The following is a 26,696-nucleotide window of genomic DNA, read 5'->3' as shown; positions in this document are numbered from 1 at the left end:
TCGGCGGCCGGCAACGTGGGCAGCTTCAGTTCGCCGATGCCTGCGCGCGTCAGGGACCGAACCCACGGCCCGGGAAGGTCCGCCAGAGGCTCGAACTTCTCCCAGTGCTGGACAACCATGCACAGCATNTCCCACCTGGTCATGCTCCCGGCCTTCGTGAGAAAGATTCCTTTCACGGCATGCGCGAGGAACAAGCGCTTCTCGGCCAGCCGGTGACGGATCTTCATGTCACGGGTGAGCAGTACCAGATCGCTGTCGCCCACGTACGGCAGCCATTCAGTGTCCTGGGCTCCCAGACTGATCGGGCAACGCCGGTGGCCTGGGTGGAGAACGTCAGGCCGCACCGCGGCGAGCGCCTTGCCCAGTGGAAGGGTGTTCTCGTCGACGAAGAAGCGCGGCCGTAGTACGGCACCGTCGTCCATGCTCAGGCTGCGATCTCCTGCCCTCGGAGACGACTCTCGTAGCGCACCGCGGCCTCGACGTCCACGTCCGGCAGCTCATAGGCCTCGGCGATCTCCGCGATGGACTCGCCGGCTGCCCACAGCTCGTACAGGTTCGCCGTGCGCGTGCTACGTACTACCGGGGAACCGAACTGTCGCAGCGGATCGAGGACAACCTGCNGGGCGGTGCTATCCGGGAACAAGCGCAGCGCCTCATCCTCGCCGACGCCAGCCCCCGGCGCGAACTCAACCATTTCGAAGAAGTGCTGCGCCTTCGGCGCGAGCACCAGCTGCCCGTCGCTGATCCGGACCATGGACAGCGAAGTGCCGAGGCCGACCTCTTCCTGGACCGCGAGCACGACATCCATCCCGAACACGTAGGGCTTGGCGTGGGCAAGGGGGTAGGACACACCAAACCGCTCACGCAGGCGCTGCACGACAATCCGCATCTTCTGCAGGGAGATCCCCTTGACCCGGTATTCCCGTAGGTAGCCGGCTTCGACGAATTCGCCCCAGGTGACCACCTCGTTCCCGGTCCGCTCGGGGCGGATCACCGGGTCATAGTGGATCTCCCCACGGGTGTAGCCGTCGATCCACCCTCTCAGGCGTGCCGGGCTCACCGCGAGTAGGCGGGCTGCCTCGCTCATCGAGTAGACCTCGCGGTCCAGCACCCTGACGGTCACCCCAACATCATGGCTCATGGACAAGATCGAAGGCATCCGCGCGCGCCCTCTGTGCAGCATCGGACCACCCACCTCGACCTGGACGTTGCCGGCTTCGGCAAGCTTGGTTCAGCGCCCCTGCCGGTCGGCGGCATACCGGCGGGCTACCTGGGCCCGCCACGCGGCCGCCGAGCCTCCCCCTTGGGCGGCCCGGACCGTCCACAGGCAGGTCACGTAGCAGGCGAACGCGGTCAGGGCGTCCGGTGCGACCGTCCAGCAGGCGAGACCGGTCGCCCACTGTCCGGCGTCCGCCGGTTCATGGCCGGCCCCGACAAGCCGGATCACCATGAACGCCGCGTCAACCCAGCAAGCGGCGGCGGGCCGCGCCCAGTCCACCACCCGCACCACCGGGCCGTCGATGAGGAGCCGTCCCCCCATCCACAGTGCCGGCGGAGACCACCGGACCGGCCTGTCCGGTGATTGCGTCTTTCACCTCGCCTGACAGATCATCCCATTCGATCATCGATAGAGCTTGTGCGAGGTGGCGTGGACGGTAGGGCGGGATCGGTGGGGTGAGGGCATCGCCTCCGAAGGTGCGACGGCCGCCGTCGAGTTCGCGTTCACCGAGGCCGGCCGTAGCCGCCCAATCTTGATCATCCATCCGGAGAACATCAGCTTCATCCGCGTCGCCGAGCAGCTTTGGTCTCACCCTCGCCGAGGGACCCATCGACCGAACGGTGAGCCGCGGAACATCTACGCGATCAGCCGGGCCGAGTGGGTCTCCCGGACAACATCAACCATCGGAACCTGATCCGCCTAGAGGTATGGAGCGGTGTGGCACGGTGGCCGGATGACGGGGAATGCGTGGGATGGTCTCGGGGAGGACTGGGCCGCAGAGGAGGATGCGCCGGGCCTGCGGGTGCGGCGGTACGACGTGGCGCGCGAGCCGGGTGAGGTAATCCCGCGACGGCTCGGTGATCTCGGGATCCGGGTGTACACGGCAGAGGCGACCGACGAGTTCGTTGCCTGCTTCATTCCGACGATCTTGTATCCCGGGGATGAGCAGTACGCGGGGTACGACCTGCGTCTACCGCCCGGGGCGGTCGCCGAAGCGTTGCCGTCGCGGCGTCGGTGGCGCTCGTGGCGGGAACGGTGAACGGGCGGGACGGTGATATGGAGGTTCAGGCCGGTACCGGCCCAGACCGGCGGGTCGCGGGGCGGGGTGTAGGCGGGAGCGGCCTCGGGAGAGATCGGGGCCGATCCTGTCCTGCCTGATCGAAGGCTGGGCAGTCCGGCGAACCCGGAAAGATCGTTGCGGAGGATGAGAGATTCGAACTCTCGAGGGGTTGCCCCCAACACGCTTTCCAAGCGTGCGCCCTAGGCCACTAGGCGAATCCTCCGTCGATGAGACTATCTGATCGTCGCCGGTCCGTGGACGCGGGGTCGCCCAGCCGCGCGCAGTCAGGCCCAGCGCGCCTCTCGGGGCACCCTGGTCCGCCTGGGCACGGCCCGCTGACCCCGGCCGTTGGGGGCATCGGCCGCCGGACCGTCCCGTGTTGCGGTAACCGGCGTGGGTCGGGCCTGCGCGGGGAGCGACACTGGCAAGATCCCGGAGGCTGACGCGGTTCCGCGGAATCTGAATGACCGTGTCACGTGGCCGTGGTGGTGGCTTGTGGTGGTGGCTTGTGGTGGTGGGAGGACGGGTCCGAGGGCGGGGCGGCGCGTCGGTGGGGTCCGAGGTCGAGCGGGCCGCGGGCCGCGGCGGCGAGCGCGGAGCGTGGCGGCGGCTGGCGGGTGTTCGGGGTGGCTGCGTGGGAGAGCGCCGATGTGGTCGCTCTGATGGGTTCGGCGTCCGGTATGTCCATACCCAAGGACCACAGGACACCGGCCCCCCGCACACCCCCGTTCCCACCCCCCTCACCCGTCACCGCACGTAACCAGACGGCTGGGCCTCGACCCGGGTCCCGGGCGAACACCCGCGCAGGCGCGAGGACCGTGGCACGTGTTCCGCGGAACACTGCGATCGCGCGGACAGGCCGCACGCGAGCTCCTGGCCAGCGGAGGGCGGAGGCCGGACTTCCTTGCCCTTCCAGAGGATTCCACGCCCGATTCGTCCCCCCGGCAGGGAAAAGGATAAAGCCGAGCCCCGGCGCCAGCGCGGACGGCGGTCGGGCGCGGACGACCGCCGGGGCGGGGTGGCGGCCGGTTCGGGTGGGGCGGGGGACCTCCGGATTCATGATCGTCCGGGACGGGCTAGACTGCGGAGCAGACCCCTCGTGCGGCGTTACCCTCGTGAAACCCCCCAGGGCCGGAAGGCAGCAAGGGTAAGCGGGCTCTGACGGGTGTGCGGGGGGTCCTCTCGTTTCGCCGATCGTCTCGTCGAGCACGCGGAGCAGGCCAGTGAGCACAGCGTTGTACAACCGGTACCGTCCCGCGACCTTCGCTCAGGTCGTCGGCCAGGAACACGTGACCGACGCGCTGCGCAAGGCTCTGCGAACCGGCCGGCTGCACCACGCGTACCTGTTCAGCGGCCCGCGGGGCTGCGGCAAGACGTCCTCGGCCCGGATCCTCGCCGCCTCGCTGAACTGCGAGCAGGGGCCCACCCCCGAGCCCTGTGGCGTGTGCGACGAGTGCGTCGGCATCCGCACCGGCGCCTCGATGGACGTCACCGAGATCGACGCGGCCTCGCACGGCCTCGTCGACGACGCCCGGGACCTGCGCGAACGGGCCTTCTTCGCCCCCGCCTCGGCCCGCTTCAAGGTGTTCGTGGTCGACGAGGCGCACATGGTGACGGCCGCGGCGTTCAACGCCCTGCTGAAGGTCGTCGAGGAGCCGCCGCCGTACCTGAAGTTCGTCTTCGCCACCACCGAGCCGGACAAGGTCATCCCGACGATCCGGTCCCGCACCCACCACTACGCCTTCCGGCTCGTCCCGCCGGGCGTGCTGCGCACGCACCTGGCGTCGATCTGCGAGCAGGAAGGCGTCACCGTCGACCCGACGGTGCTGCCGCTGGTCGTGCGGGCCGGGGCGGGATCGGTCCGGGACTCGCTGTCCGTCCTCGACCAGCTCCTCGCCGGGGCGGACGACGACGGCCTGCACTACGACCGCGCGGTGGCCCTGCTCGGCGTGACCGACGGGGTCCTGCTCGACGAGACCGTCGACGCGCTCGCGCGGCACGACGGTGCCGCCCTGTTCACCGTCGTCGACAAGGTCGTCTCCGCCGGGCACGACCCGCGGCGGTTCGCCACCGACCTGCTCGACCGGTTCCGCGACCTGATCATCATGGCGGCCGTCCCGGACGCCGATGCCCGCGGGCTGCTGGAATCCTTCTCCCCCGACCAGATCGACCGGATGCGCGCGCAGGCCGCCGCGGTCGGCCCCGCGGAGCTGTCCCGCACGGCGGACGTGCTGCACGGCGGCCTGGTCGAGATGCGGGGCACGACGAGCCCGCGGCTGATGCTCGAGCTGATCCTCGCCCGCGCGCTGCTGCCCGCGGCCTCGGCGGACCCGGCGGCGCTGCTGACCCGGCTGGAACGGCTGGAGCGGCGTTCCGTGCTCGCCGCTCCCGACCCGGCCGCAGGGCACCCGGCCTCGGCGCCCGGCTTCAGCCCGGGCCCGGTGGCGGGCAGTTCCCCGTTCCGCGGTGCCGACGGCCCGGATGGCCCGCATGGCCCGCATGGCCCGGACGATGCGGCGAGTCCCGCGCGGGAAGCGGCGCCCGCTCGGCCGGCACCCGCTCACCCGGCGCGCGCCGCCGCGGCTCCCACGTCCCCGGGGCTGGCCGGCGGGTCGTGGGACGCGGCCTCGGCGGCCGGCGGGATCGGTGCGGGTGCCCCGACCGGTGGCGCCGGCTACGGGCCGCCGCCGGCAGGCACCGGCTTCGGGCCGCAGCCGGGAGCCGGTGGCGGCCCCGGAGCCAGGCAGGGCGCCGGAGCTGGGCAGGGCGCCGGAGCTGGGCAAGGCGCCGGAGCTGGGCAAGGCCCCCGAGTTGGGCAAGGCGGTGGGGCTGAGCAACGTGGTGGGGCTGGGCAACGCGGCGGGGCCGGGCCGGGCGGCGGGCGGATCGACGCCGCTGGCCTGCGGATGCTGTGGGACGAGGTCCTCGTGCTCGCCGGCCGTCGCAGTCGCAAGACGCACGCGATCCTGAAGGACCACGCGACCGTCGCCGACGTGCGCGGTGACGAGGTGGTGCTCGCCTTCGCCAGCCCGACGATGGGACGGATGTTCGGGCAGGGCAACAACGCCGAAGTGTTCTGCACCGCGTTGGCGGAGAAGATCGGCGGGACCTGGCGGGTCAGTGTGGGGCCCGCGGGAGGCTCCGGTCCTGGGCGGGGTGGCGGCGGCCGGCCGGCCGGGGGACCGCCACCGCCCGGCGGTGGCTTCGGTGGCCAGCCGGGATCAGGACCAGCCTGGGCCGGTCCTGATCAGCGCGCCGGTGGCGGTGGACCGGCGCCGGCGGCGGGCGGCCGAACCGGCGGGCCCACACCAGGCCAATCTGGGCCAGGGCAACCCGTGGCGGGGCACTGGCAGGGGCCGGGCGGCGGAAATTACCCGGACCACCAGGATCATGCGGGTTATGCGCCCGCCGGTGAGGGACCTGGCGGCGTGGACGGCGGCGGTCGACCGCCCGCTGCGGCGGGCTGGGCACCCGGTCCGGGCGGTCCCGCGCCGCGCGCCGACAGTGGGGGCGCCGGCCGGGCGGCAGGCGCATACGGTCCCGCGGGCGGACCCGGGCGAGGCGGAGCCAACGACGGCTGGCGCGGCCCCGGCGGGGGGCCGGGCGGGGATCATCACCCGGGCCATGGGGGCGACAGCCCCCGCTTCCCCGAGCCCACCCCGCCAACCCACGATCAGATCGGGGACGGCGGCAGCGGTACCCACTCCGGCGACCGCGGCCAGGGGTCCGCCGCCGCCCACGGCATCGCCGGACAGCGCGACGCCGGTGCGCACGCCGCCGGCCAGAACAACGCCAGCCAGAACAGCACCGGCCAGAACAGCACCAGCCAGAACAGCACCGGCACGGCCGGAGCCGGTGGGCACGGTTCGGCGGGGGGTAGCACGGCGGGAACGGGAAGTGGTGGCACGGCCGCCGCACCGCCGGTCAACGACGAGCCGTCTCTCGACGACGACGATGCCCCGGGGCAGGCGGGCGGCGCCCGCGGCGGCGCGGAGGCGGCGATGTCCCTGCTGCGAACCGGGCTCGGCGCCACGGTCATCGAACAGATCCCGACAAGCTGACAGGAAAGTAGGCTCGTCGACATGTCGAACTCGCAGACCTCCGCCGGCGATGGGACCCCGGCCGGCGGTGGACTGCCCGCCGGTGGTGGGGCCCACCTGGGGCAGATCCTCCAGCAGGCGCAGAAGATGCAGGCCGCGCTCCTGTCGGCCCAGGAGGAGCTCGCCTCCGCCCGGGTGGATGGCACGGCCGGCGGCGGCCTGGTCAGGGCCACCGTCAACGGTGGCGGCGAGCTCGTCGACCTCACGATCAGCCCGGAGGCGGTCGATCCGGAGGACACCGAGACGCTCGCCGATCTGATCCTCGCGGCGGTCCGCGACGCGACCACCAACGCGCATCGGCTCGCCGCGGAACGGATGGGCTCGCTCACGGGTGGGCTGGGCGCGAGCGGGCTGGGCGCCGGCGGGCTGGGTGGGGCCGCCGCTGCCGGTGGGGCCGGTGGGGCCGGTGGGGCGCTCGGCGGGCTGGGTGATCTCGGTGGCCTGCTGGCCGGCGGCGGCGCTGTGCCGCGCGGTCCCGGTCGTCCCGGACTGGGCTGACGGGCGGGAGCACCGATGTATGAGGGCATCGTCCAGGACCTGATCGACGAACTCGGGCGGCTGCCCGGCATCGGCCCCAAGAGCGCCCAGCGGATCGCGTTCCATCTGCTGGCCGCCGACCCGGTGGACGTCCGCCGGCTGGCGACCGCGCTGACCGAGGTCAAGGACAAGGTCCGGTTCTGCCGGAGCTGCTTCAACGTCGCCCAGTCGGAGCTGTGCCGGATCTGCGCCGATCCCCGCCGCGACCAGGCCCTGATCTGCGTGGTCGAGGAGCCCAAGGACGTCGTCGCGATCGAGCGCACCCGGGAGTTCCGCGGGCGGTACCACGTGCTCGGCGGGGCGATCAACCCGATCGGCGGGGTCGGGCCCGACGACCTGCACATCCGCGAACTCGTCGCGCGGTTGGCCGACGGCACGGTGACGGAGCTGATCCTCGCCACCGACCCGAACACCGAGGGTGAGGTCACCGCCTCCTACCTCGCCCGCCAGATCGGGCCGATGGGGCTGCGGGTCACCCGGCTGGCCAGCGGCCTGCCGATGGGCGGCGACCTGGAGTGGGCCGATGAGGTGACCCTCGGCCGCGCCTTCGAGGGACGCCGGGTCGTCACCGCCTGACCCGCCGGCCGGCGGGTCAGGCGGGTCAGCCGGTCAGAAGCCGAGGATGGGCGCGTACGTCGAACTGGGGATCGAGGCGAGGGTCAGCAGGACGACGCTGACATCGAGGTGGTCCGCCTCGGCGCTGAACACGGCGTGCAGGCCACGGGTGCGGTAGACGTCCACACCGTGGTCGCGGACGACCCGCACGCCGAAGACCTTCGTCGCCCTGATCCACCAGATCCGGCCGGCGGCCCGGATCCGAATCTGGCGGGCGTCGCGCCGCATGCCGGTCGTCAGCCGGCCCAGCCGGTCCGTGGGCAGTCGCGGCTGGTCCACGTAGCCGACGATGTCCCGCTCCGGGCCGTGCACGACGAGCCGGGCAGGGTGGGCCGCGGAACCGGGCTCGACCAGGTCGAGCTCCGTGGTGATCTCTCGGTCCCGGGGAAACATCTCGGCCGCCCAGACGCCCTCTCCGTGCAGGACCCGCTTGCCCTGCGGGCCGCCCTGCGGATGCCCGTGGGGCAGCATTCCACCGATGATCCGTCCGGCGCCGTCCAACCGCCACGCCACCGAGATGACGGCGCCCGGTGGCAGGGCGGCGCCGAGATCACCGGCATGACGTAAGGGACAGGTCCGCACGCCTCGGATCCACCTATCCATCCAGGCCGCTCAGGTGCCGTCGCGCCCGCGCACGACCCGGGACCGCCCCCCTGGGGCCCAGCGCGCCTCCGGGTGAACCGAGCTTCCTCCTGGAGATCATCCGACACCTCCCCGCCGCCCCCGGTCACCGTCCGCACATATGGTCACTTTCTGCCACCGGGCCTGGCTGCCGCCGGCCGTCCATGTGTGGATCTGCAACGCATCGCTGCGCTGTGCACCCAGATGCTACGCCGCGCGCCCATGTGCCCATCATGTGCACTCGCGCGAGCATGTGCGCACGCTTTCGCGATCTCGTCCGCCCACGCTTTCGGACGCGCGTTGGCACCGCCGTCCGAACGGGCGTCGGCGATCGCCTTGGAACGTTCATCCAGCGGAGCGTTCGCACGTGCATATGCCCGATACGTCCGCCCATCCGGTCGCTCCTACGGACCACGCAACGACCACGGCGAGGGCCGCCGCCAGGCCCGATGCCGACCCCCGCGGTCAGCGGACGCGGAGCCGGGCGGCATGGTTAGAGGCGGCCGGTCCACCGTCCATCAGGAGGTCCTCCGTATGATCATCAGCTCGCATGTCGGCGCGGGCGCCTTCGTGGGTATGGCGATCCGGCATCCCGTGCCCGCCCTGGCCGCGGGATTCCTCTCGCATCTCGCCATGGACGCACTGCCGCACTGGGGCACCGGCCCGAACACCGAGCCGGAGTGGCTGCCGATCGCGCGCCGGGACGGGGTCGCCGGGCTCGCTGCCATGGCACTGCTGACCGCGTCGGCCCCGGACGGGCGGCGCCTGGCCGTCCTCGCCGGCATGACCGGCGCCTGCCTGCCCGACACCGACAAGGTGGGCCGGTACTTCGTCGGTTCCAGTCCCTGGCCGAGCCGGTTCGACCGCTTTCACGAGAAGATCCAGAACGAGGCCCGCCACCGGCTGCCCCGCGAGGTGGCGACGGCCGCGGCCCTCACCGTCGCGGGCACGGTGCTGCTGCGCCGGCTGGCCGCCCGCGCGTCCTGACCGGCCGGTCCGGGCCCGGCCGTGCCGTCCGTCAGGGCAGCGGGCTGCCCGGCCGTGCCGTCAGGGCAGCAGGACGGCCGCGCCGGTGACCCGGTCGGCGGCGAGGTCGCCGAGGGCCCGGTCGGCGGCGGCGAGCGGGTAGGGCGACACCGTCACCGCCAGCCGGTGCTCGGCGGCGATCGCGAGGAACTCCGCGCCGTCGGCCCGGGTGTTCGCGGTCGTGCTGCGCAGGTCACGCTCCTGGAACAGGTGGTCGGCGTAGACGAGTGGCGGGATGTCGCTGAGGTGGATACCCGCCACGGACAGGGTGCCACCGCGGTCGAGGGCCGCGAGCGCCACCGGCACCAGCTCGCCCACCGGCGCGAACAGCACCGCCGCGTCCAGCGGCTCGGGCGGCGCGTCGTACGCCCCGCTCGCGGAGGCGGCGCCGAGCTCGAGGGCCAGGGCCTGAGCGCGGGCCGAGCGGGTCAGCACGTGGACCCGCGCGCCCTGGGCGATCGCCACCTGGGCGGCGAGATGGGCGGACGCGCCGAAGCCGTAGATGCCCAGCCGGCCGCCAGGGGGCAGCTCCGCGCGCCGCAGCGCCCGGTAGCCCACGATGCCGGCACACAGCAGCGGGGCGAGCTCCGCGTCGCTGTAGCCGGTGGGCAGCCGGTAGGCGTAGTCGGCGCGGACGCAGACGTACTCGGCGTACCCACCGTCGACGTCCCAGCCGGTGTAGGTCGACGCGGGGCAGAGATTCTCCGCGCCGCGGGCGCAGTAGACGCAGGTCCCGTCGGTCGAGGCAAGCCACGCCACGCCCAGCCGGTCACCCAGGCGCACCCCGCGCGGCCCGACTCCAACGCCGACGTCCGCGGCACCGAGGGAACCCGCGGCACCGAGGGAATCCACAGCGCCGAGGAGCCCCTCGGCGCCGGGCTCGACGCTCGGGGGTGTGGCGGCATCCGTATCCGGGGCCACCGCCGTATCCGGGGCCACCGCCGTGTCCGGGGCCAGCGCCACCCCGGGGCCGATCGCGTCGACCCGGCCGACGACCTCGTGCCCCGGCACGGTGCGCGGCCGGTGCGGCCCGAGGTCGCCCTCGGCGAGATGCAGGTCGGTCCGGCACACGCCGCACGCGTCGACGCGCAGCCGGACCTGCCCGGGCCCCGGTTCGGGCACGGGCAGCTCGGCCGCGCGCAGCGGCCCGGTGCCCATCGGCCCGGGCGTCACGACCTGCCAGGCCCGCATGACCCGCTCCGGCCCGCGGCTCAGACGCTGACGCCGTGGTCGCGGGCCAGTCCGCCGAGGTCGTTGTGGCCCTGGCCCACTGCCCGGAACTTCCAGTCGGCGCCGTTGCGGTAGACCTCGCCGAAGATCACGACCGTCTCGGTGGAGTAGTCCTCGGACAGGTCGTACCGAACCAGCTCGTTGCCGCCCTGGTCGACGACCCGGATGTAGGCGTTGCGCACCTGGCCGAAGTTCTGGCTGCGGTTCACCGCGTCGTAGATGGAGACGGGGACGACGATCCGGTCGATCTCGGCGGGCACCGAGGGCAGGTTGATGATGATGGACTCGTCGTCGCCCTCGCCCTGACCCGTCTTGTTGTCGCCGGTCAGCGTGATCGCTCCCTCGGGCGAGGCGAGGTTGTTGTAGAAGATGAAGTAGCTGTCGTTGAAGGCCTTGCCGTCCGCCCGCAGGCCGATGGCCGAGGCGTCGAGGTCGAAGTCGGTGCCGGTGGTGGTGCGGGCATCCCAGCCGAGCCCGACGTTCAGCGCGGTGAGCTGGGCGGTGCCGGCCTCCGCGGCCTGCTTCGTGAGGCTTACGTTGCCACCCTTGGCGAGGCTGACTGCCATTGCGGATCGTCCTTCCTGGACTGATGCGTCGGGGACCATCGCCGGCAACCGCGGGACGCGGTCGATATGACGCGGTCGGTGCCGTCACCCTGGCACAACGGATCGGATCCGCCCAGCGTGCCGTCGTCGGGACGACAGCGTTGCGTCGGGGCGGGGTCGCCTCGGGTCGGACCCCGGGCACGCTGCGCAGACGTGCGCCCAGGTCACATCGGAGCAATCCCCGGCGAGCGGAGCGGGCAGGTGTCGGCGCTCGGTAACCTGGCTGCCATGGCGCTCCTGGTCGCGAAGTTCGGTGGATCCTCCGTTGCCGACGCGGACCGCATCAAACGAGTCGCCGAGCGGGTCGTCGAGGCGCGGCGCGACGGCAACGACGTGGTGGTCGTGGTGAGCGCCATGGGTGACACGACCGACGAGCTGCTCGACCTCGCCGAGCAGGTGTCACCGCTGCCGCCGGCCCGCGAGCTCGACATGCTCCTCACCGCCGGCGAGCGGATCTCGATGGCCCTGCTGGCGATGGCGATCACCACTCTCGGCGCCGAGGCCCGGTCGTTCACCGGCTCCCAGGCCGGCGTCATCACCGACTCGGTGCACGGCAAGGCCCGCATCATCGACGTCACGCCGGGCCGGATCCGGGCGGCCCTGGACGAGGGTGCGATCGCGATCGTCGCTGGTTTCCAGGGCGTCAGCCAGGACACCAAGGACATCACCACCCTGGGTCGGGGCGGCTCGGACACGACCGCGGTCGCGCTCGCCGCGGCGCTGCACGCCGACGCGTGTGAGATCTACACCGACGTCGACGGCGTGTTCAGCGCCGATCCGCGCATCGTCCCCGACGCCCGCCGCATCGACACGATCTCCTACGAGGAGATGCTGGAGATGGCGGCCTGCGGCGCGAAGGTCCTCATGCTGCGCTGCGTCGAGTACGCGCGTCGCTACAGCGTCCCCGTGCATGTCCGGTCGTCGTTCTCCTCGAAGCCGGGCACGTGGGTCACCGAGATTCCGGAGGCACAGCTCGTGGAACAGGCCATCATCCGCGGCGTCGCGCACGACGTCAGCGAGGCGAAGGTGACGGTCGTCGGCTGCCCGGACAAGCCGGGGGTGGCGGCGGCGGTGTTCCGGGCCGTCGCGGACGCGGACGTCAACCTCGACATGATCGTCCAGGTCGGCTCGGTCGCGGGTTCCGGCCGCACCGACATCTCCTTCACCCTGCCCAAGGCCGACGGGCGGACCGCGCTGACGGCGCTGGCGAAGGTGCAGGGCGAGATCGGCTTCGAGCGGACCCTCTACGACGACCACATCGGCAAGCTCTCGCTGATCGGCGCCGGGATGAAGTCGCACCCGGGGGTGTCGGCGCGGTTCTTCGGCGCGCTCGCCGACGCCGGCGTCAACGTGGAGATCATCTCTACCTCGGAGATCCGGATCTCGGTGGTGGTGCGCGACACCGACCTGCCGGGTGCGGTGCGCGCCGTGCACGGCGCCTTCGAGCTCGGCGACCCCGACGGCGGGGCGGTCGTCTACGCGGGCACCGGCCGATGAGGACACCGACCGCAGACAGCGCGGCACTGATCGCGGCCAGCACGGCTCCGATCGCCGAACGCACGGCACTGATCACGGCTCACCTGGAGGATGGGGCATGACGGGCAACGAGGCCGGCCGACGGCCGACGCTCGCGGTGGTGGGCGCGACCGGCGCGGTCGGCACGGTGATGCTGTCGATGCTCGCCGAGCGTCCGGACGTCTGGGGGGAGATCCGGCCGGTGGCCTCGGCCCGCTCGGCCGGGCGCACCGTGCGGGTGCGCGGCGCGGACGTCGCCGTGCAGGTGCTCTCGCCGGAGGTCTTCGACGGTGTCGACGTCGCCGTGTTCGACGTCCCCGACGACGTGTCGGCGCAGTGGGCGCCGGTGGCGGCGGCGCGCGGCGCGGTCGCGGTCGACAACTCGGGCGCCTTCCGGATGGACGACGACGTCCCGCTGGTCGTCCCCGAGGTCAACGCCGACCAGCTCGCCGCCCGCCCGCGGGGCATCATCGCCAACCCGAACTGCACGACCCTGTCGATGATCGTCGCGCTCGGCGCGCTGCACCGGGCGTTCGGCCTGGAGTCGATGTTCGCCGCCTCCTACCAGGCCGCCAGCGGCGCCGGGCAGGCCGGCATCGACACCCTCTACGACCAGCTCGCCACGGTCGGTGGGACGCGGGAGCTCGGCCAGACCGCCGGCGACGTGCGCAAGGCGATCGGCGAGGAGGGCCTCGGCCCGTTCCCCGCACCACTGGCCCTCAACGTCGTGCCGTGGGCCGGGTCGCTGCGCGACGGCGGCTGGTCGTCCGAGGAGTTCAAGGTCCGCAACGAGTCCCGCAAGATCCTGGGCCTGCCGGACCTGCGGGTGTCCGCGACCTGCGTGCGGGTGCCGGTGATCACCACCCATGCCGTCGCGGTGCACGCCCGCTTCGCGCGGCCCGTCACCGGCGAGGAGGCCCGCGCGGTGCTGCTCGGCGCCCCCGGGGTCGCGGTGGTGGACGACCCGTCCGCCGGCGAGTTCCCCACCCCTTCGGATGTGGTGGGCACCGATCCCACCTGGGTCGGGCGGATCCGGCAGTCGCCGGACGACCCGCACGAGATCGCGCTGTTCCTCTGCGGCGACAACCTGCGCAAGGGAGCGGCGCTGAACACGCTGCAGATCGCCGAACTGCTCGTCGCCGGGCAGGCCGGGCAGGCCGCGTCGACGACCAGCTGACGGCCGGCTGACGCGGGGCCGGACTCCGCGAGTGGTGGGCCGGCCGGCGCCAACGCGCGGCCGGCCTGTCACGAGCCCGCACGCCATCCATGTCGAGCCGTGATTGGTCGGGTCGCGACAGCGCGCCGCACATTCGCTTTCCGTGCGTTTCTCAGCAACCTTTAAGCTTTGGTTGCCGAGAGGAGCCGCAAGCGAAGACCGAGAACAAGCGGTCGGAGAACCGCGATGCGGTTACCCGCGCTTTGCACGAACAGCCATCGCCCCGGCGGCGATCCGTCACCGAAATCACCCCGAGCGGCAAAAGTACGGCGCCCCACGGGAAGGCGGATCAACCGGTCCCGATGGTGGGACACCGAAGACCGTTCCATTCCCGCTTGGCCAGGGGGAAAGGCGCCTTCTGGAGAACTGTCCGATCGAGGCTCCGACCGAGGCGACATACCCGACAGGGCCGGGGAAACGAAGCCCTCCGGCACGATCGGGCAGTCGTGCAATCGACTCCGCCACGTGACGAACGACGCGGAGAAGCGGTCAGCCCGCCCAGCGGAGCACCCGATGGGCGGGCTGACCGTGAAGTCTCTCGTGGCTCAGACGACGCGGACGGCGTCGGCCTGCGGACCCTTCTGACCCTGGGTCACCTGGAACTCGACCCGCTGGCCCTCCTCAAGTGCCTTGTAGCCGTCCATCTGAATCGCGCTGTAGTGAACGAAGACGTCGGAGCCGCCGCCGTCCACGGAGATGAAGCCGAAGCCCTTCTCCGAGTTGAACCACTTCACCGTGCCCTGAGCCACGTGCCGTTCTCCCTGCTGGTGCAGTCAGGACCCGCACCGCGCGGGCCCCGGACCGAACGCCAGGAAGCCACAAGAGATCCTGGCGCTGTTCCNCCGCGCCTCGGTTGAGACGCGAACCGGCGAACTCCGGCCAGGGACGACGCTACACGGACGGAGGGCTTCGCGGGAGTCCTCCGAGCAAGGAAGTCCACTTCATGCCCCGGTAACAGAACAACACCGCTGGTCCGGCCACGGGCTAGTACACCCGGGTCGTCCCGCAATCCGTCGAGCTGACAGGGATTTCCCAGCGTGAGCAGCGTGCGGCACCGACCGGGCGGTGGATGGCCCAGACGTGGCAACTCGGACGGGTGACTGACGGGACTTTCGATCCGACCACGACCTGAACCACATCTCGGCCCACAATCGGGCCCACACCGCCGACGGGCCCACACCGCCGACGGGCCCCCACCGCCGACGGGCCCCCACCGCCGACGGGCCCTTACCGCCGACGGCCGGTCCCGGCCAGGCGCGGCTACTCGTCGCCGGCGGGCCGCAGCGGACCGCGGCCGGCCGAGAGCCGCTCGGCCGCCGCGGCGATCTCGGTGAGATCGGCGCCGGTGAGGGTCAGCGAGCCGGCCGGCAACCAGCCGTCGAGCTGGTCCGGGCGGCGGGCTCCGACGATGGCGCCGCTCACCCCGGGGAAGGCCAGCGTCCAGGCGACCGCGACGGCGGCGACCGTGGTCGCGTGCCGGCGGGCCACCTCGGCGAGCACGTCGACGAGCGCGAGGTTGCGTTCCAGGGCCGGCGGGTTGAACTCGGCGGCCTGGCGCCGCCAGTCGTCGGCCGGCAGCTCGGCGGTCCGCGTCGTGCTCCAGCGCCCGGAGAGCAACCCGGACTGCATCGGGCTGTAGACGATCGTGCCGATGCCGTGGGCGGCGGCATACGGCAGGATCTCGGCGGCGACGGCGCGGTCGATCAGGGAGAAGGGCGGCTGCAGCACGTCCACCCCGCCGGCCGCTGCGGCCTGCTCGAGCTGGTCGACGGAGAAGTTGGACACGCCCACCGAACGGATCTTGCCGGCGGCGCGCAGCTCGTGCAGCGTCCCGACGGCGTCGGCGATCGGCGTGCCGTCCTGCGGCGGCCAGTGGAGCTGGTACAGGTCGATGCGGTCGACGCCGAGCCGGCGCAACGAGGCGTCGACCTCGGCCCGGATCGAGGCCGGGGCGCCCACGCGGGCCGGCGGGACGGTCCGGTCGGCGTCGTCCCAGACCAGGCCGCACTTGGTGAACACGTAGGGCCGCTCGGCCGCGGGGATGTCGGCGAGCGCCCGGGCAACGAGTTCCTCGGAGTGCCCGAGCCCGTAGACGGCGGCGGTGTCGATCCAGTTGATCCCCGCCGCGACCGCGTGACGGATCGCCGCGACCGCCTCGGCGTCGTCCTGGGCACCCCAGCCGAAGGCCCAGCCCGCTCCGCCGATCGCCCAGGCGCCGAAACCCACCCGGGTGATCTGCATGCCCGTCGGGCCCAGCGGCGTCGTCGGGAGCGTGGTCGAGGTGGTCATCGCGAGCCTCCTGCGGCACCGGGACGAAGGCGGGGTCGACCGGAGGCTACCCGCCCCCGGCCGTCCGACGCCCCGGCGTGCGGCCGCTCAGTCGAGCCAGCGGCGGTACTTCGCAGCGGAGATCCGCGGCCAGGCATCGAAGAAGTCCCGTTCCGCCAGCCGGCCGCGGCATTCCTCCAGCCCGAGCAGCACGCCGAGCGTGAACGCGGTGGGGTCGCCCTGGGCCTGGGCGGCGACGCCCCAGCCGCGCAGGAGATCGCGCGCGATGGTGGCGTCCTGGTGAGTGCCGAGCAGCTCCTGCGCCCGCTCCGCCTGGCCGACGAGTGCCGTCGCGTCCTGGCCGTACAGCGGGGTCACCGCCTCGACGGCGTACCGCAGCCGCTTGGCCTGCTTGCGCGCGGAGTGCAACAGCTCGTCCCGGTCGTGGCCGACCGGGAGCCCGGCGGCGGCGGTCACCTTCTTACCCAGCCGCCGGTCGGCGCGGTGAACGAGGCCGGGCAGGACCTTGCCGGCCGGGCGCCGCGCCGCGCCGGTCAGCGGCGCGCGGACCAGGGTGAGCAGGCTGGCGACGAGGGCGAAGTACCGGTCGCTGCGCAGCATCGTCAGCGCCTCCTCGCGGGCGGCGGCCATCCCGGTGGACAGGTGGGCGCTGACCGTCTCGTGGACCGGCCCGGCGACCAGGTCCGCGGGCAGCTCGGCCAGCCGGCCGTCGAAGTAGGCGATCTGCACCTCGGCGTCGCGGGCGCCGGACAGCGCGCCGGCCAGGTCGCGCAGCTCCTCGTCGAGCAGCGTCACCGTGTCGGCCGGGAACAGCGGCGCGAAGGTCCGCAGCGTGCTGCGGGCCCGCCGGCAGGCCACCCGCATCCGGTGGACCGCCTCGGGCTCGTCGAGCCGCACCCGCGGGTCGGCGGCAAGCAGAGCGCGCACCTGCTCGATGAGGTAGGCGCGCACGACCTCGCCGGCCGGGGCCCGCCGGCGCGGGCGGCGCGGCAGCGGGGGCACGTCCGGCCCAGGTCCGGCGGCGAGCGCGGGCCCGAGCAGCCGGCCGAGCTTCGAGGAGTCCGCCGCCGCGACCGCCCCGGCCGCCAGCAGCAGCTCGCCGACGTCGTCGAGCAGGCCACGCTTGCCGTCGACGAGCTCGACCTCGATCTCCCGCCAGGTGCTCACGACCGTCGCCTCGCCGAGTGTCTGGGCGGAGACCTGGTCGTCGACGACCTCGGCAAGGTCGACGCCGGCGGCGTCGCGCAGCCGCCGGGCGGTGCGCAGGGTGCGCAGCCGGGCGACCGGACGCAGCTCGCCGCCGCGCAGGTGCACCGACACCAGGTCGACGAACTCCGCCGGCGGGGTGTGCCGCGCGCCCGCAGCCACGTCGACCACGCCGTCGGCGGCGTCGAGCGGGAGTTGCAGCTCGTCGCGCTCGCCGACGCGGACCGGCAGCTTCAGGTGCCAGCCGGCGTCGGAGCCGCCGGTGCGCCGGCGCAGAGTGATCCGGTTACGGGCAAGGCGCAGGTCGTCGGTGTCGAAATACACGGCCTCGAGGCTGACTGCGCGGCGGGTCCGCGCGGTCGCGACCCCGGGCACGCCACCCAGCTTCGGCAGCACGAAGGTTGGCTCGACGGCGTACTTACGTTCGATCTCACGGACCCCGGTGGCCATCCGCCCCGCCCTCCTCGTCATTCGCCCACACCGTCACTTCGGCCCCACCGTCACTTCGGCCCCGCACCGCGTGCGCGGCGCACCCGGGCAGCCCACGCCCACCCGTCCCTCGTGGTTGTCCGATGGTCCGTCGGAGCGTCAGGAAGAATAGCTTCGGACACCTGATAGACGACTTGTGTTTCCCTGTCGTTAACCTTAGCGCGGAGCGGGAATCCAGGAGACCTTCCCGACCAGGAGCACATAGCCGACGAAGGCCACCGTGTCGATGAGCGAGTGGGCGATCACCAGCGGCAACACCCGGCCGTTGCGCTGAAACAGCCGGGCGAACAGCAGCCCCATCGCGAGGTTGCCCGCGAACCCGCCCAGGCCCTGGTAGAGGTGGTAGGAACCACGCAGCAGCGCGCTGGTCGCCAGCGCCCGCCCCGGCGTGACGTCGAGCTCGCGCAGCCGCACCAGCAGATAGCCGGTGACGATGACCTCCTCGGCGAGGCCGTTCTGGCAGGCGCTCAGGACAAGGACCGGCACCCGCCACCACACGTCGGGCAGGCTCGACGGCGCGACGGTGAGGTTGGCGCCGCTGTGCCAGGCCAGCAGGTAGAAACCGAGGCCGAGACCGCCGATCCCGGCCGCGAGCAGGGCGCCCTGGGCGAGGTCCGGGCCGGGTCGCCGGCCGTCGAGGCCGATCGCGCGCCGCCCGCCGCCGTGGCGGGCCAGCAGATGCACGGCCAACAGCACGGGCACCACGCCGGTGGCGACGTCGGCCAGTTGCAGGGCGAGATCGAGCCACGGGCGGCCCGGCGCGGCCGAGGTGTTCAGCCGGGCGACCTGGGAACGGACCGGTCCCGGCCGGGTGAGCACGCCGACGTAGCGGATGAGCGCGTAGAGCGCGGAGGCGGCGAAGGAGACCCCGAGCACGAGCCAGACCTCGGCGGCCAGAACCCGCCGGGTGAGCGGTTCGGCCGTGACCGGCGCCTGCGGGGGGGCATCCGTCACGGGTCGACCGTAGCCCACCCGGATGGGCGGCCCGACCACGGATCGGCCCGGCGGTGGGTCACCGCCGGGCCGATCCAGGGCCGCCGATCGGGTCGGCCGGTCAGTCCACCGGCTCGGGCCGGGTGAACAGCCGGTACAGCACGATCATCGGCGGCAGGACGATCACGAGACCACCGACGACCGCGTAGAGCATCGCGTGGATGTTGGTCGACGGAGCTGCGGCGTCGTCGACCGTCACCTGCCCCACGATCAGGTCGGGGTACTGGGCGATCGCCCAGCCCCAGAGCATGGCGGCGACCGCGAGACCCGCCGCCAGCCGGGCGGCGACGAACTGGTTACGCGCCAGCGCCACCAGGGAGCCGATCCCGCCGATCGCGGAGAGCACGACCAGCAGCAGCGAACGGTCGGCGAACCGGTGCGCCACCACGGGAGCCTGGTCCCAGAACAGCGGCAGCAGGATCAGCGCGAGGATGCCGCACACCACGGCCCCGCCGACGGCGCGGCGGCGGAAGTCGGCCACCAGGTGCTCGGTGGCCGGCGAGGCCGCCGCGTCCTTGCACAGGTAGACGGCGGCGAGGAAGGCCGTCGCGGCAACCGCGAACAGCCCGCAGACGAGGCCGAACGAGCTGCGGACCGGGGCGAACGGGTCGTCGGGCGACATGTCCCCGGTGGCCAGCGCCGCCCCGGCCACCCCGAGCGCGAACGGGGTGATCGTGGACGACACCGCGAAGACGTGCCCCCACCAGTGGTCGGGACCCGCCGCGCCGGCGCCGTAGGCACGGTAGACGTAGGCCGCGCCGCGCAGCACGATGCCGACCAGCGCGGCCGACAGCGGAACCTCCAACGACGAGCCGACCACCCCGTAGGCGGGCGGGAACCCGCTGAACAGGGCGACGACGATGAACACGAGCCAGACGTGGTTGGCCTCCCACACCGGCCCGATCGCGTTCGAGATCAGCTTGCGCTGGGCCCGCGCATCCCGTCCCCGGGCGAGCAGATCCCACACGCCGCCGCCGAAGTCCGCGCCACCGAGCAGCGCGTAGGCGGTCAGGCCGATCACCATGACGACGAGGAGCAGGTCGGCGGAGGTCATCGGGTCTCTCCCCGGTCGGTGCGGCCGGCGGTGCGCGCGCCGGTGTCGGGACGGCGGGCGGTGGAGGCGTGCCGGCCCCCGGCGGAGCGCCGGCCCAGCAGGCTGTGCCAGCCGGGCGCGCCACGCCGGTTCGACGGCGCGGGCCGCCCGCCCCCGGAGGACCCGGTGGGGTGCGGCTCGGGCCGGGGCCGCGGGATGGTGGGCGACGCGGGAGCCGGCGTCGCGGGCGGCGAGGTCGGCTCGGCGCCGTCCGGCCGCGGGCTGATGGTCGGCGGCGGGTTGCGGCTCGGATCCACGCCGGGCTCGGCGCCCGTCAACGGCTCGGCCGCTGTGGACGGCTCGGTTTCGGTCGGCGGCTCGGACCCGGTGGACGGGTCGGACCCGGTCGGCGGCTCGGACCCGGTGGACGGCTCGGATCCATCGGACGGGTCGCCTACCCCGGTGGCCATGATGCCGCCGGCGGGAGCGGGTGCGCCGGCGGGGGTCACGGGGAGGCGGCCGGGGAGGAGCACCGCCACCGGCATGCCCGTCTGGTCACGCTCAGAGAGCAGATCCGTCCGGGGCGTGTACCAGGCGACCGGCTCGGCGGCCGGGTCGTACTCGGCGGCCGGAACGTGCCGGGCGGCGGGAACGTACGTGGCGGCCGGGACATACCTGACCGCAGGGACGGACTCGGCCGCAGGGAAGGACCTGGCGGCCGGCACGTACCTGACCGCAGGGACGGACTCGGCGGCAGGGAAGGACTCGGCGGCAGGGAAGGACCTGGCGGCCGGCACTCCCTGGGCGGCCGGCACTCCCCGGGCGGCCGGGATGTACTGCGCGGCGGGGACGGACTCCTTCGAGCCGGACTCGTCGCCGCCGCTGCCCTGTTCCGGTCCGGAGCCGGCCGGGCCCGAGCCGCCGCTGCCGGACCCGCCGTCGCGCGGACGGGGGGCGGTGGGGGCCGAGGGACCGACGGGCTTGCCGGGACGAAGCTGCTCGCCGCTGGGGCCGCCGGTGGCCATCCGCCGCAGGATGAGCAGCAGGGCGCCGGCGAGCCCGAGGTACAGCACCAGGGTGCCCGCGAACATCGGCGCGACCGCGTCGCCGCCGGCAACGCCCTCGACGACCCGCATGTGGTCGCCGACGATCCACGGCTGGCGGCCACCCTCGGTGACCTCCCAGCCGGTGAGCATCGCCAGCATCGCCGCCGGCCCGGTGCACGCCGCGGCGATCAGCCACGGCCTGCTGGTGGGTAGCAGCGGGCGCTCCCGGCGCCGGCGGCGCCGCAGGACGACGAGGCCGGTGAGCAGCGACAGGCCGATCAGGGCGGAGCCCGCCCCGACCATCGTGGTGAACGCGCCGTGCACCAGCGTGCCGTTCGGTCGTTCGTCCGGCGGCGCGCCGTCCAGGCCCTTGATCACATGGCCGGTGCTGAAGCCCTCCAGCAGGGACAGCCCGCTGGGGATCTCCAGGCCGTAGCGGATCTCGCCGGTCTTGTCGTCGTAGATCCCGCCGATGGCGAAGGGGGCATGCGACCCGGTGTGGTAGAGGCCCTCCATCGCCGCGAGCTTGAACGGCTGGTTGGCNCCGGCGACGCGGGCCGCCCAGTCCCCGACGATGAGCTGCACCGGCGCGCAGACCAGCACGACCGCGAGCCCGATCTTCAGGCCGCGCTGGTGGTAGGTGTCACGACGACCGCGCAGCATGCCCACCGCGTAGATGGCCGCGACCACACCGCCGGCACACATCAGCGCCGCGAGCAGCATGTGGACGAGCTGCGGCGGGGTACCTGGACTGATGAACGGGGCGTACGGCTTGGCCTCGAGGAGCTTGCCGTTCTGCTCGACGATCCCGCGCGGCACGTTCATCCAGGCGTTGACCGTGATGATGAACGCCGTCGACAGGGTGCCGGAGATCGCGATCGGCCACAGCGTCAGCCAGTGGGCCCGCGGCGAGAGTCGCTTCCAGCCGTACAGGTACATGCCGACGAAGATCGCCTCGGTGAAGAACGCAAAGCCCTCCAGGGTGAACGACAGCCCAAGGGCGCCCCCGTATTTGGACATGAACGCGGGCCAGAGCAGCCCGAACTCGAACGACAACACTGTTCCCGAGACGGCCCCCACCGCGAAGAGAACGGCGAAGGCACGCGACCACTTCTTCGTCAGCGCCAGCCAGACCGGATCGCCGGTCTTGAGCCAACGTCGCTCGGTGTAGATCAGCAGCCATGGCAAACCGACACCGAACACGGCGAAGCAGATGTGGAACGCGAGGGAGAACGCCGTCTGGGCACGAGCGAGGTCGACGGCGTCGGCGGCGAGAACCATGCGCACGGCTCCTTCGAAGGACCGCGGGAAGAAATCGACCGGGATTCAGTCGACCTTCTACCCAAAGTAGAAGGTCCTAAGGTACGTAGCGGGGTGATCCGGTCGGCGGTCGGGCTTCCGTGAGGTCCACGACATGCGCGACGCCGGCCGGCGGGGCAGTGCATCGCGCGTCCCCTCTACGTGCATACGCCGTCTTCCGGTCACTTCCCTCCGCAAACCCCGTGTGACGTGCCCGTCAGCCGCGGACCTTGGCATTCGCTGCGTTCACCGCGGCACCAAAGGGCCCGTCCCGCGCATTCCGCGCAACTGGTCACGGCGGGCCGGAACAAGTGCACCCCCGGGCCGGGCCGGTCAGCTCCACCAAAAAAATAACTTTCGGATAACACATCGACGCCGCCAAGCGGGTAACCCGCCACAAGGCCGCCGGGAACGGCGGCGAATGCAATTGCCGACGCCGCCGTCGGGCCCGGCCGGACGCCGGGTGGCCGGGACGGTCCCCGGGGTGCACCCGGCCGAGGGCGGCGTGGGAGGAATGGGCCGGCGTCACGCCGAATCGGGCCAGGAAGAAGGTCCCGACGCCGCGTGGGGCGACGCCGGCCGGCGGCCGGCTCGGCGGTGCGACCTTCGGGCCACGGGCGGGTTGTGACGTCCGCGGCGCCGGCCCGAGCCGGCTGACGGCGGTGCGAGGCCGCCCGCACCCGCCGTCGCGAGGCGAACGCCGAGGTCGCGCGGCTGTGTGACGGAGGAGGCGACGCGAACGAGACCGTTCCGCCGCCCTGAACTTCTACGCGACGTAGGATAGACGTATGGCGCGCCTGGGTGACCTCGAACGGTCGGTCATGGACGTGTTGTGGTCGAGCGATGGCTGGCTCACGGCCCGCGAGGTCGCGGCCCGCCTCGACCATGAACGCGATCTCGCGTACACCACCGTGCTGACCGTGCTCGAACGACTGGAACGCAAGGGTTTCGTCCGTCGGCAGCGGGCCGCTCGAGCCCACCGTTACGCCGCGTCCGACAGCCGGGAGGCCGTCGTCGCCGAGGCGATGATGGAGGCTCTGGGCACCGCGGATGACCGCGGTTCGGCGCTGGTCCGCTTTGTCGGATCGGTCTCGGCCGAGGAGGCGGAGATCCTCCGCCGGGCGCTGGAACCCCTGGGCGGCGATCCGGCCGCCGAGGCCCCGGATCCCGCCATCCCACCCCCACTTGGGGCGGACCCCGGCGGGCCGGACGGGCCGGCCGCGGTGACCACCGACTCGGATCGAACGGTTCAGATTCCACCGGACGGGCGGTAGCGTTGCCGGCGAGATGACGACCGCGGCCCTCCTCGCCCTGTTCGCGGGCGTGCTGGCCTGGCCGGTACCACGCCTGCTGGCTGCCGCGCGCTGGCCGCACCGCTGCCCGCGGGCGGCGATCGTGCTGTGGCAGGCGATCGGGCTGGCCGGCGGCGTCTCGGCGCTGCTGGCCGCGATCGCGTTCACCGTCTCCCCGCTGTCCACGAACACCCCGACCGCGATCACCGACCATCTCGGCAACATCGCGGCCGGATCCCCCCTCACCGGCCTGCGCTGGGTCAACCTCGTCGGGCTCGCCACGGCGACGGCCCTGGCCTGCCGGCTGTTCGGGGTGCTCTGCGCCTCCACCGCGGCGACCCTGCGCGAACGGCACCGGCACCGGCATCTGGTCGATCTCGCCGGCCGCCGCCACCGCGGGCACGGCGCGCGGGAGTCGGCCGACCACACCCACCTCCACCCGCCCACCACTCCCGCCAGCGGCGACGCCGACCCCGGCGACGCCCCGAGCGCAGGCGGCGGCAGTGGAAGCAGCGCCGATCCCACCACCTGCTGCCTGTGCGAACACCGCGACCGGGCCGGCATCCTGCTGCGGATCCTCGACCATCCGATCGCGGTCGCCTACTGCGTCCCGGGGGTCCGCCACGCCCGGGTGGTGGTCTCCAGGGGGCTGTTGAACACCCTCGACGCCGCCGAGCTGGACGCGGTGCTTGCCCACGAGGCGGCGCACGTGGCCGGGCGACACGATCTGGTGATCCAGCCGTTCGTCGCCTGGGAGCGCACCTTCCCCTTCCTACGACCAGCCCGGGAGGCGACGGCGGCCGTGTCCTTACTGGTCGAGATGCTCGCCGACGACGCCGCCGCCCGCGAGACCAGCCGCCGCTCGCTTGCCCGGGCGCTGGCCCGACTCGGCGTGGCCCGGGCCCCGGTCCCCGCGGGGGCGCTCAGCATCATCGGGCACCCGGCCGCCGTGCTGCCCGCCCTCGGCGCCGAGGATCCCCTGCCGGCCACGGCGGCCCGGTCAGCAATGCAGTTCGGTGGCGGCCCGGGAGGCAGCCCGGCCGGCGGGCCGGCAGGCGCCACCGCCGCTGCGGTGGCGCCGGACGCACCCGGCCTCCGGCTCGGGACAGCCAATCCGGTCATCTCGCGCATCGCGCGGCTACTCGACCCGCCGGGGGTCCATTGGTGGCTGCCCGCCGGGGCCTACCTGGCCGCCGCAGCCGTCCTAGCGGCCCCCCCGGTGATCGTCCTCATCGGCTGATCGCGCAGGTCACCGGCGGTTCGCGACCGCAGGCGGCGGCTCGGCAGGAGCCGGTGGAGCACGTGAGAGACGATTTATCTCTCTCCCGCCATCGCCCCCATAGGCAAGGCGCGGGCGAGTCGGCAGACTAGGCCGCGTCGGCGCAGGACGGTCTCGCCGGCCCCTGACGATCTCGCGGTCGTCGTGTCCGGCCTCTCGGCGAACCCAGGCAGACCCATTCGGGCCACGACAGAACCAGGCAGAACCAGGCGAACGAACCCAGGTGAACGAACCCAGGTGAACGAACCCAGGTGAACCCAGTCGAACCACCGGAGGCGGCGTGACGACCGAGCGGAGCGCGAGTACGGCCCTCGACGAGCTGGCCGCGGATCCCGGCGCCTTCGCCGGTGGAGTCTCCTCCGACGCCCGCCATGCGGCCGTGCGGGCGGGGGTCCGCCGGCTCGGGGATCTGCTCGGTCAGGCCCTGACCCGGCACGAGGGCGCGGCGACGCTCGCGCTCGTCGAGCAGGTCCGCGCGCTGGCCCGCCGCTCCGACAACGGCGCCGAACTCGGTCGGCTGCTCGCCACCGTGGATGACCAGACGGCCATCGTGCTCGCCCGCGCCTTCACCTCCTACTTCCAGCTCGCCAACATCACCGAGCAGCTACACCGGTCCCGGGAGCTGTCCGACCGGGCGCAGGGCCCGCTGGCGGAGACCTTCGCCCGGATGGCCGCCGCGCTCGACGCCGGCACCCTCGACCGGTCGCTGGCCGAGTCGATCGCGCGGCGCCTGGAGCTGCGCCCGGTCTTCACCGCCCATCCGACCGAGGCCAGCCGCCGCTCGGTGCTCGACACGCTGCGCCGCATCGCCGACCTGCTCGACGCGGACAGCCCGGACGGCGCGGCGCCGGCCGCCGACCGGGACCGCACCCAGCGGCGCCTCGCCGAGATGGTCGACGTGCTGTGGCAGACCGACGAGCTGCGGGTGGAACGGCCGAAGCCGGCGGACGAGGCCCGCTCGGCGGCCTACTACCTGGAGCTGATCGCCACCGAGGTGCTACCCGACCTGCTGGAGGAACTCGACCTGGCACTCGCCCGGGTGGGGCTCACGCTGCCGGCCGGGGCGCACCCGTTGCGGTTCGGCTCGTGGGCCGGCGGTGACCGCGACGGCAACCCGAACGTGACCCCGGCGGTCACCCTGGAGGTGCTCACCCTCCAGCACGAGTTCGGTATCCGGCTGCTGACCTCCCAGGTCGAGCAGCTCATCAAGGAGCTGACGGCGTCGACCCGGGTGGTGGGGGTCGGCGACGAGCTGCTGTCCTCGCTGGCCGCGGACCGCCAGGCGCTGCCCGAGGTCCACGACCGCTACATCCGGCTCAACGCCGAGGAGCCCTACCGGCTCAAGTGCAGCTACATCCTGGCGAGGCTCGCCGGCACCCGGGAACGGCTGGCCGCCGGCTCGCCGCACGTGCCCGGGCGGGACTACGGCGGCGTAGCCGAGGTGCTCGACGACCTGGAGGTGATGCGCGCCTCGCTCGCCGCCGGCAACGGATCTCTCGTCGCGGACGGCCCGCTACTGCGCGTGATCCGCACCGCGCGCGCGATGGGGCTGTCGTTGGCCACCCTCGACATCCGCGAGCATGCCGACAAGCACCATGCCGCCCTGGCCGCGGTGTATGACCAGGTCGGGGAGCTCGACGTCCCCTATTCCCAGCTCGACCGGCCCGAGCGGCGCACTCTGCTGTCCGCGGAGCTCGCTCGGCGTCGGCCGCTGCTCGGCGCCGTGCCGCCGCCGCTGCCCCCGGCGGTGCTGGGCACGCTGGAGCTGATGCGCACCGTCCGGGAGGCGCTGGACCGCTTCGGCGGGGATGTCATCGAAAGCTACATCGTCTCGATGACCCGCGACGTCGACGACATCCTGGCCGTGGTGGTACTCGCTCGAGAGGCCGGCCTGGTCGGGCTCGGCTTCGCCGACCGCCCCGCCTGGGCCCGCATCGGCTTCGTCCCGCTGTTCGAGACGGTGGCCGAGCTGCGGGCGGCCGGCTCGCTGCTCGACGGCATGCTGTCCGACCCCTCCTACCGCTCN

General features: G+C 73.1%; 21 protein-coding genes, 1 tRNA gene, 1 other RNA gene and 3 pseudogenes. 12 read left to right on the top strand and 14 right to left on the bottom strand.

Features of this window, described 5'->3' with window-relative positions; all coding sequences use genetic code 11:
* Positions 1-129: 129 nt before the first annotated feature.
* The 3 genes and pseudogenes from UK82_RS27720 to UK82_RS27710 all read right to left on the bottom strand — a co-directional run.
* On the bottom strand, positions 130-422 hold a 293-nt coding region (locus tag UK82_RS27720; protein WP_236706524.1), incomplete at its 3' end, for a hypothetical protein.
* 2 nt (positions 423-424) lie between these two features.
* A pseudogene (locus UK82_RS40595) lies at positions 425-620 on the bottom strand (DUF433 domain-containing protein); the annotation flags it as partial.
* Between the two features lie 611 nt (positions 621-1,231).
* Complete coding sequence (locus UK82_RS27710; protein ID WP_052681535.1) at positions 1,232-1,540, bottom strand: hypothetical protein; 309 nt, start codon at positions 1,538-1,540, stop codon at positions 1,232-1,234.
* Positions 1,541-1,643: 103 nt separating this feature from the next.
* Here UK82_RS27710 and UK82_RS27705 point away from each other — a divergent pair, with 103 nt between their 5' ends.
* Together UK82_RS27705 and UK82_RS27700 are read left to right on the top strand one after the other, a co-directional pair.
* Positions 1,644-1,913, top strand: coding sequence for a GNAT family N-acetyltransferase (locus UK82_RS27705; protein ID WP_236706526.1), 270 nt, complete (start codon positions 1,644-1,646; stop codon positions 1,911-1,913).
* Positions 1,914-1,952: 39 nt separating this feature from the next.
* Complete coding sequence (locus UK82_RS27700; protein ID WP_044888244.1) at positions 1,953-2,258, top strand: hypothetical protein; 306 nt, start codon at positions 1,953-1,955, stop codon at positions 2,256-2,258.
* 159 nt (positions 2,259-2,417) lie between these two features.
* On the opposite strand, the gene UK82_RS27695 is transcribed toward UK82_RS27700, so the two are convergent.
* Positions 2,418-2,502, bottom strand: a tRNA-Ser gene (locus tag UK82_RS27695).
* Between the two features lie 865 nt (positions 2,503-3,367).
* Here UK82_RS27695 and ffs point away from each other — a divergent pair.
* From ffs to recR, 4 genes are all read left to right on the top strand, one after another.
* An RNA gene (gene ffs / locus UK82_RS30785) (signal recognition particle sRNA small type) lies at positions 3,368-3,464 on the top strand.
* A gap of 38 nt (positions 3,465-3,502) precedes the next feature.
* Positions 3,503-6,340, top strand: coding sequence for a DNA polymerase III subunit gamma and tau (locus UK82_RS27690; protein ID WP_055410243.1), 2,838 nt, complete (start codon positions 3,503-3,505; stop codon positions 6,338-6,340).
* A gap of 21 nt (positions 6,341-6,361) precedes the next feature.
* Positions 6,362-6,877 carry a YbaB/EbfC family nucleoid-associated protein gene (locus UK82_RS27685; protein WP_055410241.1) on the top strand — a complete coding sequence of 172 codons (516 nt, stop codon included), beginning with the start codon at positions 6,362-6,364 and terminating at the stop codon, positions 6,875-6,877.
* A 15-nt stretch (positions 6,878-6,892) separates the two neighbouring features.
* Positions 6,893-7,492: a recombination mediator RecR gene (recR, locus tag UK82_RS27680; protein WP_044888241.1), complete on the top strand. Its 600-nt coding sequence runs from the start codon at positions 6,893-6,895 to the stop codon at positions 7,490-7,492.
* A gap of 33 nt (positions 7,493-7,525) precedes the next feature.
* Here recR and UK82_RS27675 read toward each other — a convergent pair whose 3' ends face one another.
* The gene (locus UK82_RS27675) at positions 7,526-8,134 is read right to left on the bottom strand and encodes a hypothetical protein (RefSeq protein WP_044888240.1); all 609 of its coding nucleotides are present in this window, start codon (positions 8,132-8,134) and stop codon (positions 7,526-7,528) included.
* A gap of 552 nt (positions 8,135-8,686) precedes the next feature.
* Here UK82_RS27675 and UK82_RS27670 point away from each other — a divergent pair.
* Entirely contained in the window at positions 8,687-9,139 is a 453-nt protein-coding gene (locus UK82_RS27670; RefSeq protein WP_044888239.1) for a hypothetical protein, read from the top strand.
* 60 nt (positions 9,140-9,199) lie between these two features.
* On the opposite strand, the gene UK82_RS27665 is transcribed toward UK82_RS27670, so the two are convergent.
* Positions 9,200-10,369, bottom strand: coding sequence for a zinc-dependent alcohol dehydrogenase family protein (locus UK82_RS27665; RefSeq protein WP_055410240.1), 1,170 nt, complete (start codon positions 10,367-10,369; stop codon positions 9,200-9,202).
* A 20-nt stretch (positions 10,370-10,389) separates the two neighbouring features.
* Positions 10,390-10,974 (bottom strand): TerD family protein, encoded by a 585-nt coding sequence (locus tag UK82_RS27660; RefSeq protein WP_044888237.1) that lies wholly within the window; start codon positions 10,972-10,974, stop codon positions 10,390-10,392.
* 267 nt (positions 10,975-11,241) lie between these two features.
* Between UK82_RS27660 and UK82_RS27655 the strand changes: the two genes are divergently transcribed.
* Together UK82_RS27655 and UK82_RS27650 are read left to right on the top strand one after the other, a co-directional pair.
* A complete protein-coding gene (locus tag UK82_RS27655) occupies positions 11,242-12,510 on the top strand; it encodes an aspartate kinase (RefSeq protein ID WP_044888248.1) in 1,269 nt (422 codons plus the stop codon).
* Positions 12,511-12,607: 97 nt separating this feature from the next.
* A complete protein-coding gene (locus UK82_RS27650; protein WP_044888236.1) occupies positions 12,608-13,705 on the top strand; it encodes an aspartate-semialdehyde dehydrogenase in 1,098 nt (365 codons plus the stop codon).
* A 584-nt stretch (positions 13,706-14,289) separates the two neighbouring features.
* Here UK82_RS27650 and UK82_RS27645 read toward each other — a convergent pair.
* From UK82_RS27645 to UK82_RS40590, 7 genes and pseudogenes are all read right to left on the bottom strand, one after another.
* Positions 14,290-14,493: a cold-shock protein gene (locus tag UK82_RS27645; RefSeq protein ID WP_009740954.1), complete on the bottom strand. Its 204-nt coding sequence runs from the start codon at positions 14,491-14,493 to the stop codon at positions 14,290-14,292.
* A 511-nt stretch (positions 14,494-15,004) separates the two neighbouring features.
* A complete protein-coding gene (locus UK82_RS27640) occupies positions 15,005-16,033 on the bottom strand; it encodes an aldo/keto reductase (RefSeq protein ID WP_044888235.1) in 1,029 nt (342 codons plus the stop codon).
* Positions 16,034-16,120: 87 nt separating this feature from the next.
* Positions 16,121-17,689, bottom strand: coding sequence for a CYTH and CHAD domain-containing protein (locus UK82_RS27635; RefSeq protein WP_044888234.1), 1,569 nt, complete (start codon positions 17,687-17,689; stop codon positions 16,121-16,123).
* Positions 17,690-17,884: 195 nt separating this feature from the next.
* Entirely contained in the window at positions 17,885-18,682 is a 798-nt protein-coding gene (locus tag UK82_RS27630; protein ID WP_236706523.1) for a CPBP family intramembrane glutamic endopeptidase, read from the bottom strand.
* A gap of 100 nt (positions 18,683-18,782) precedes the next feature.
* Positions 18,783-19,775: a cytochrome d ubiquinol oxidase subunit II gene (locus tag UK82_RS27625; RefSeq protein ID WP_044888233.1), complete on the bottom strand. Its 993-nt coding sequence runs from the start codon at positions 19,773-19,775 to the stop codon at positions 18,783-18,785.
* A pseudogene (locus UK82_RS27620) lies at positions 19,772-21,343 on the bottom strand (cytochrome ubiquinol oxidase subunit I); the annotation flags it as partial. The gene UK82_RS27625 and the pseudogene UK82_RS27620, both read right to left, overlap by 4 nt.
* Before the next feature lies 1 nt (position 21,344).
* On the bottom strand, positions 21,345-22,081 hold a 737-nt coding region (locus tag UK82_RS40590; protein WP_236706522.1), incomplete at its 3' end, for a cytochrome ubiquinol oxidase subunit I.
* 806 nt (positions 22,082-22,887) lie between these two features.
* Here UK82_RS40590 and UK82_RS27615 point away from each other — a divergent pair.
* From UK82_RS27615 to UK82_RS40585, 3 genes and pseudogenes are all read left to right on the top strand, one after another.
* A complete protein-coding gene (locus UK82_RS27615) occupies positions 22,888-23,373 on the top strand; it encodes a BlaI/MecI/CopY family transcriptional regulator (protein ID WP_044888231.1) in 486 nt (161 codons plus the stop codon).
* A gap of 13 nt (positions 23,374-23,386) precedes the next feature.
* Positions 23,387-24,631 (top strand): M56 family metallopeptidase, encoded by a 1,245-nt coding sequence (locus UK82_RS27610; protein WP_055410238.1) that lies wholly within the window; start codon positions 23,387-23,389, stop codon positions 24,629-24,631.
* A 319-nt stretch (positions 24,632-24,950) separates the two neighbouring features.
* Positions 24,951-26,695, top strand: a pseudogene (locus UK82_RS40585) (phosphoenolpyruvate carboxylase); the annotation flags it as partial.
* Position 26,696 lies beyond the last annotated feature (1 nt).

Source organism: Frankia sp. ACN1ag (assembly GCF_001414035.1).
Taxonomy (GTDB): Bacteria; Actinomycetota; Actinomycetes; order Frankiales; family Frankiaceae; genus Frankia; species Frankia torreyi.
The sequence above is the reverse complement of the archived record's forward strand: the minus strand, read 5'-3'. Positions and strand labels throughout refer to the sequence as shown.

Bases quoted from the DNA above. Each gene is read 5' to 3' on its own strand.
- UK82_RS27710 (WP_052681535.1), bottom strand. From the start codon at position 1,540: ATGGGGGGACGGCTCCTCATCGACGGCCCGGTGGTGCGGGTGGTGGAC.
- UK82_RS27700 (WP_044888244.1), top strand. From the start codon at position 1,953: ATGACGGGGAATGCGTGGGATGGTCTCGGGGAGGACTGGGCCGCAGAG.
- UK82_RS27685 (WP_055410241.1), top strand. From the start codon at position 6,362: ATGTCGAACTCGCAGACCTCCGCCGGCGATGGGACCCCGGCCGGCGGT.
- recR (WP_044888241.1), top strand. From the start codon at position 6,893: ATGTATGAGGGCATCGTCCAGGACCTGATCGACGAACTCGGGCGGCTG.
- UK82_RS27675 (WP_044888240.1), bottom strand. From the start codon at position 8,134: ATGGATAGGTGGATCCGAGGCGTGCGGACCTGTCCCTTACGTCATGCC.
- UK82_RS27670 (WP_044888239.1), top strand. From the start codon at position 8,687: ATGATCATCAGCTCGCATGTCGGCGCGGGCGCCTTCGTGGGTATGGCG.
- UK82_RS27665 (WP_055410240.1), bottom strand. From the start codon at position 10,369: ATGCGGGCCTGGCAGGTCGTGACGCCCGGGCCGATGGGCACCGGGCCG.
- UK82_RS27660 (WP_044888237.1), bottom strand. From the start codon at position 10,974: ATGGCAGTCAGCCTCGCCAAGGGTGGCAACGTAAGCCTCACGAAGCAG.
- UK82_RS27655 (WP_044888248.1), top strand. From the start codon at position 11,242: ATGGCGCTCCTGGTCGCGAAGTTCGGTGGATCCTCCGTTGCCGACGCG.
- UK82_RS27650 (WP_044888236.1), top strand. From the start codon at position 12,608: ATGACGGGCAACGAGGCCGGCCGACGGCCGACGCTCGCGGTGGTGGGC.
- UK82_RS27640 (WP_044888235.1), bottom strand. From the start codon at position 16,033: ATGACCACCTCGACCACGCTCCCGACGACGCCGCTGGGCCCGACGGGC.
- UK82_RS27635 (WP_044888234.1), bottom strand. From the start codon at position 17,689: ATGGCCACCGGGGTCCGTGAGATCGAACGTAAGTACGCCGTCGAGCCA.
- UK82_RS27625 (WP_044888233.1), bottom strand. From the start codon at position 19,775: ATGACCTCCGCCGACCTGCTCCTCGTCGTCATGGTGATCGGCCTGACC.
- UK82_RS27615 (WP_044888231.1), top strand. From the start codon at position 22,888: ATGGCGCGCCTGGGTGACCTCGAACGGTCGGTCATGGACGTGTTGTGG.
- UK82_RS27610 (WP_055410238.1), top strand. From the start codon at position 23,387: ATGACGACCGCGGCCCTCCTCGCCCTGTTCGCGGGCGTGCTGGCCTGG.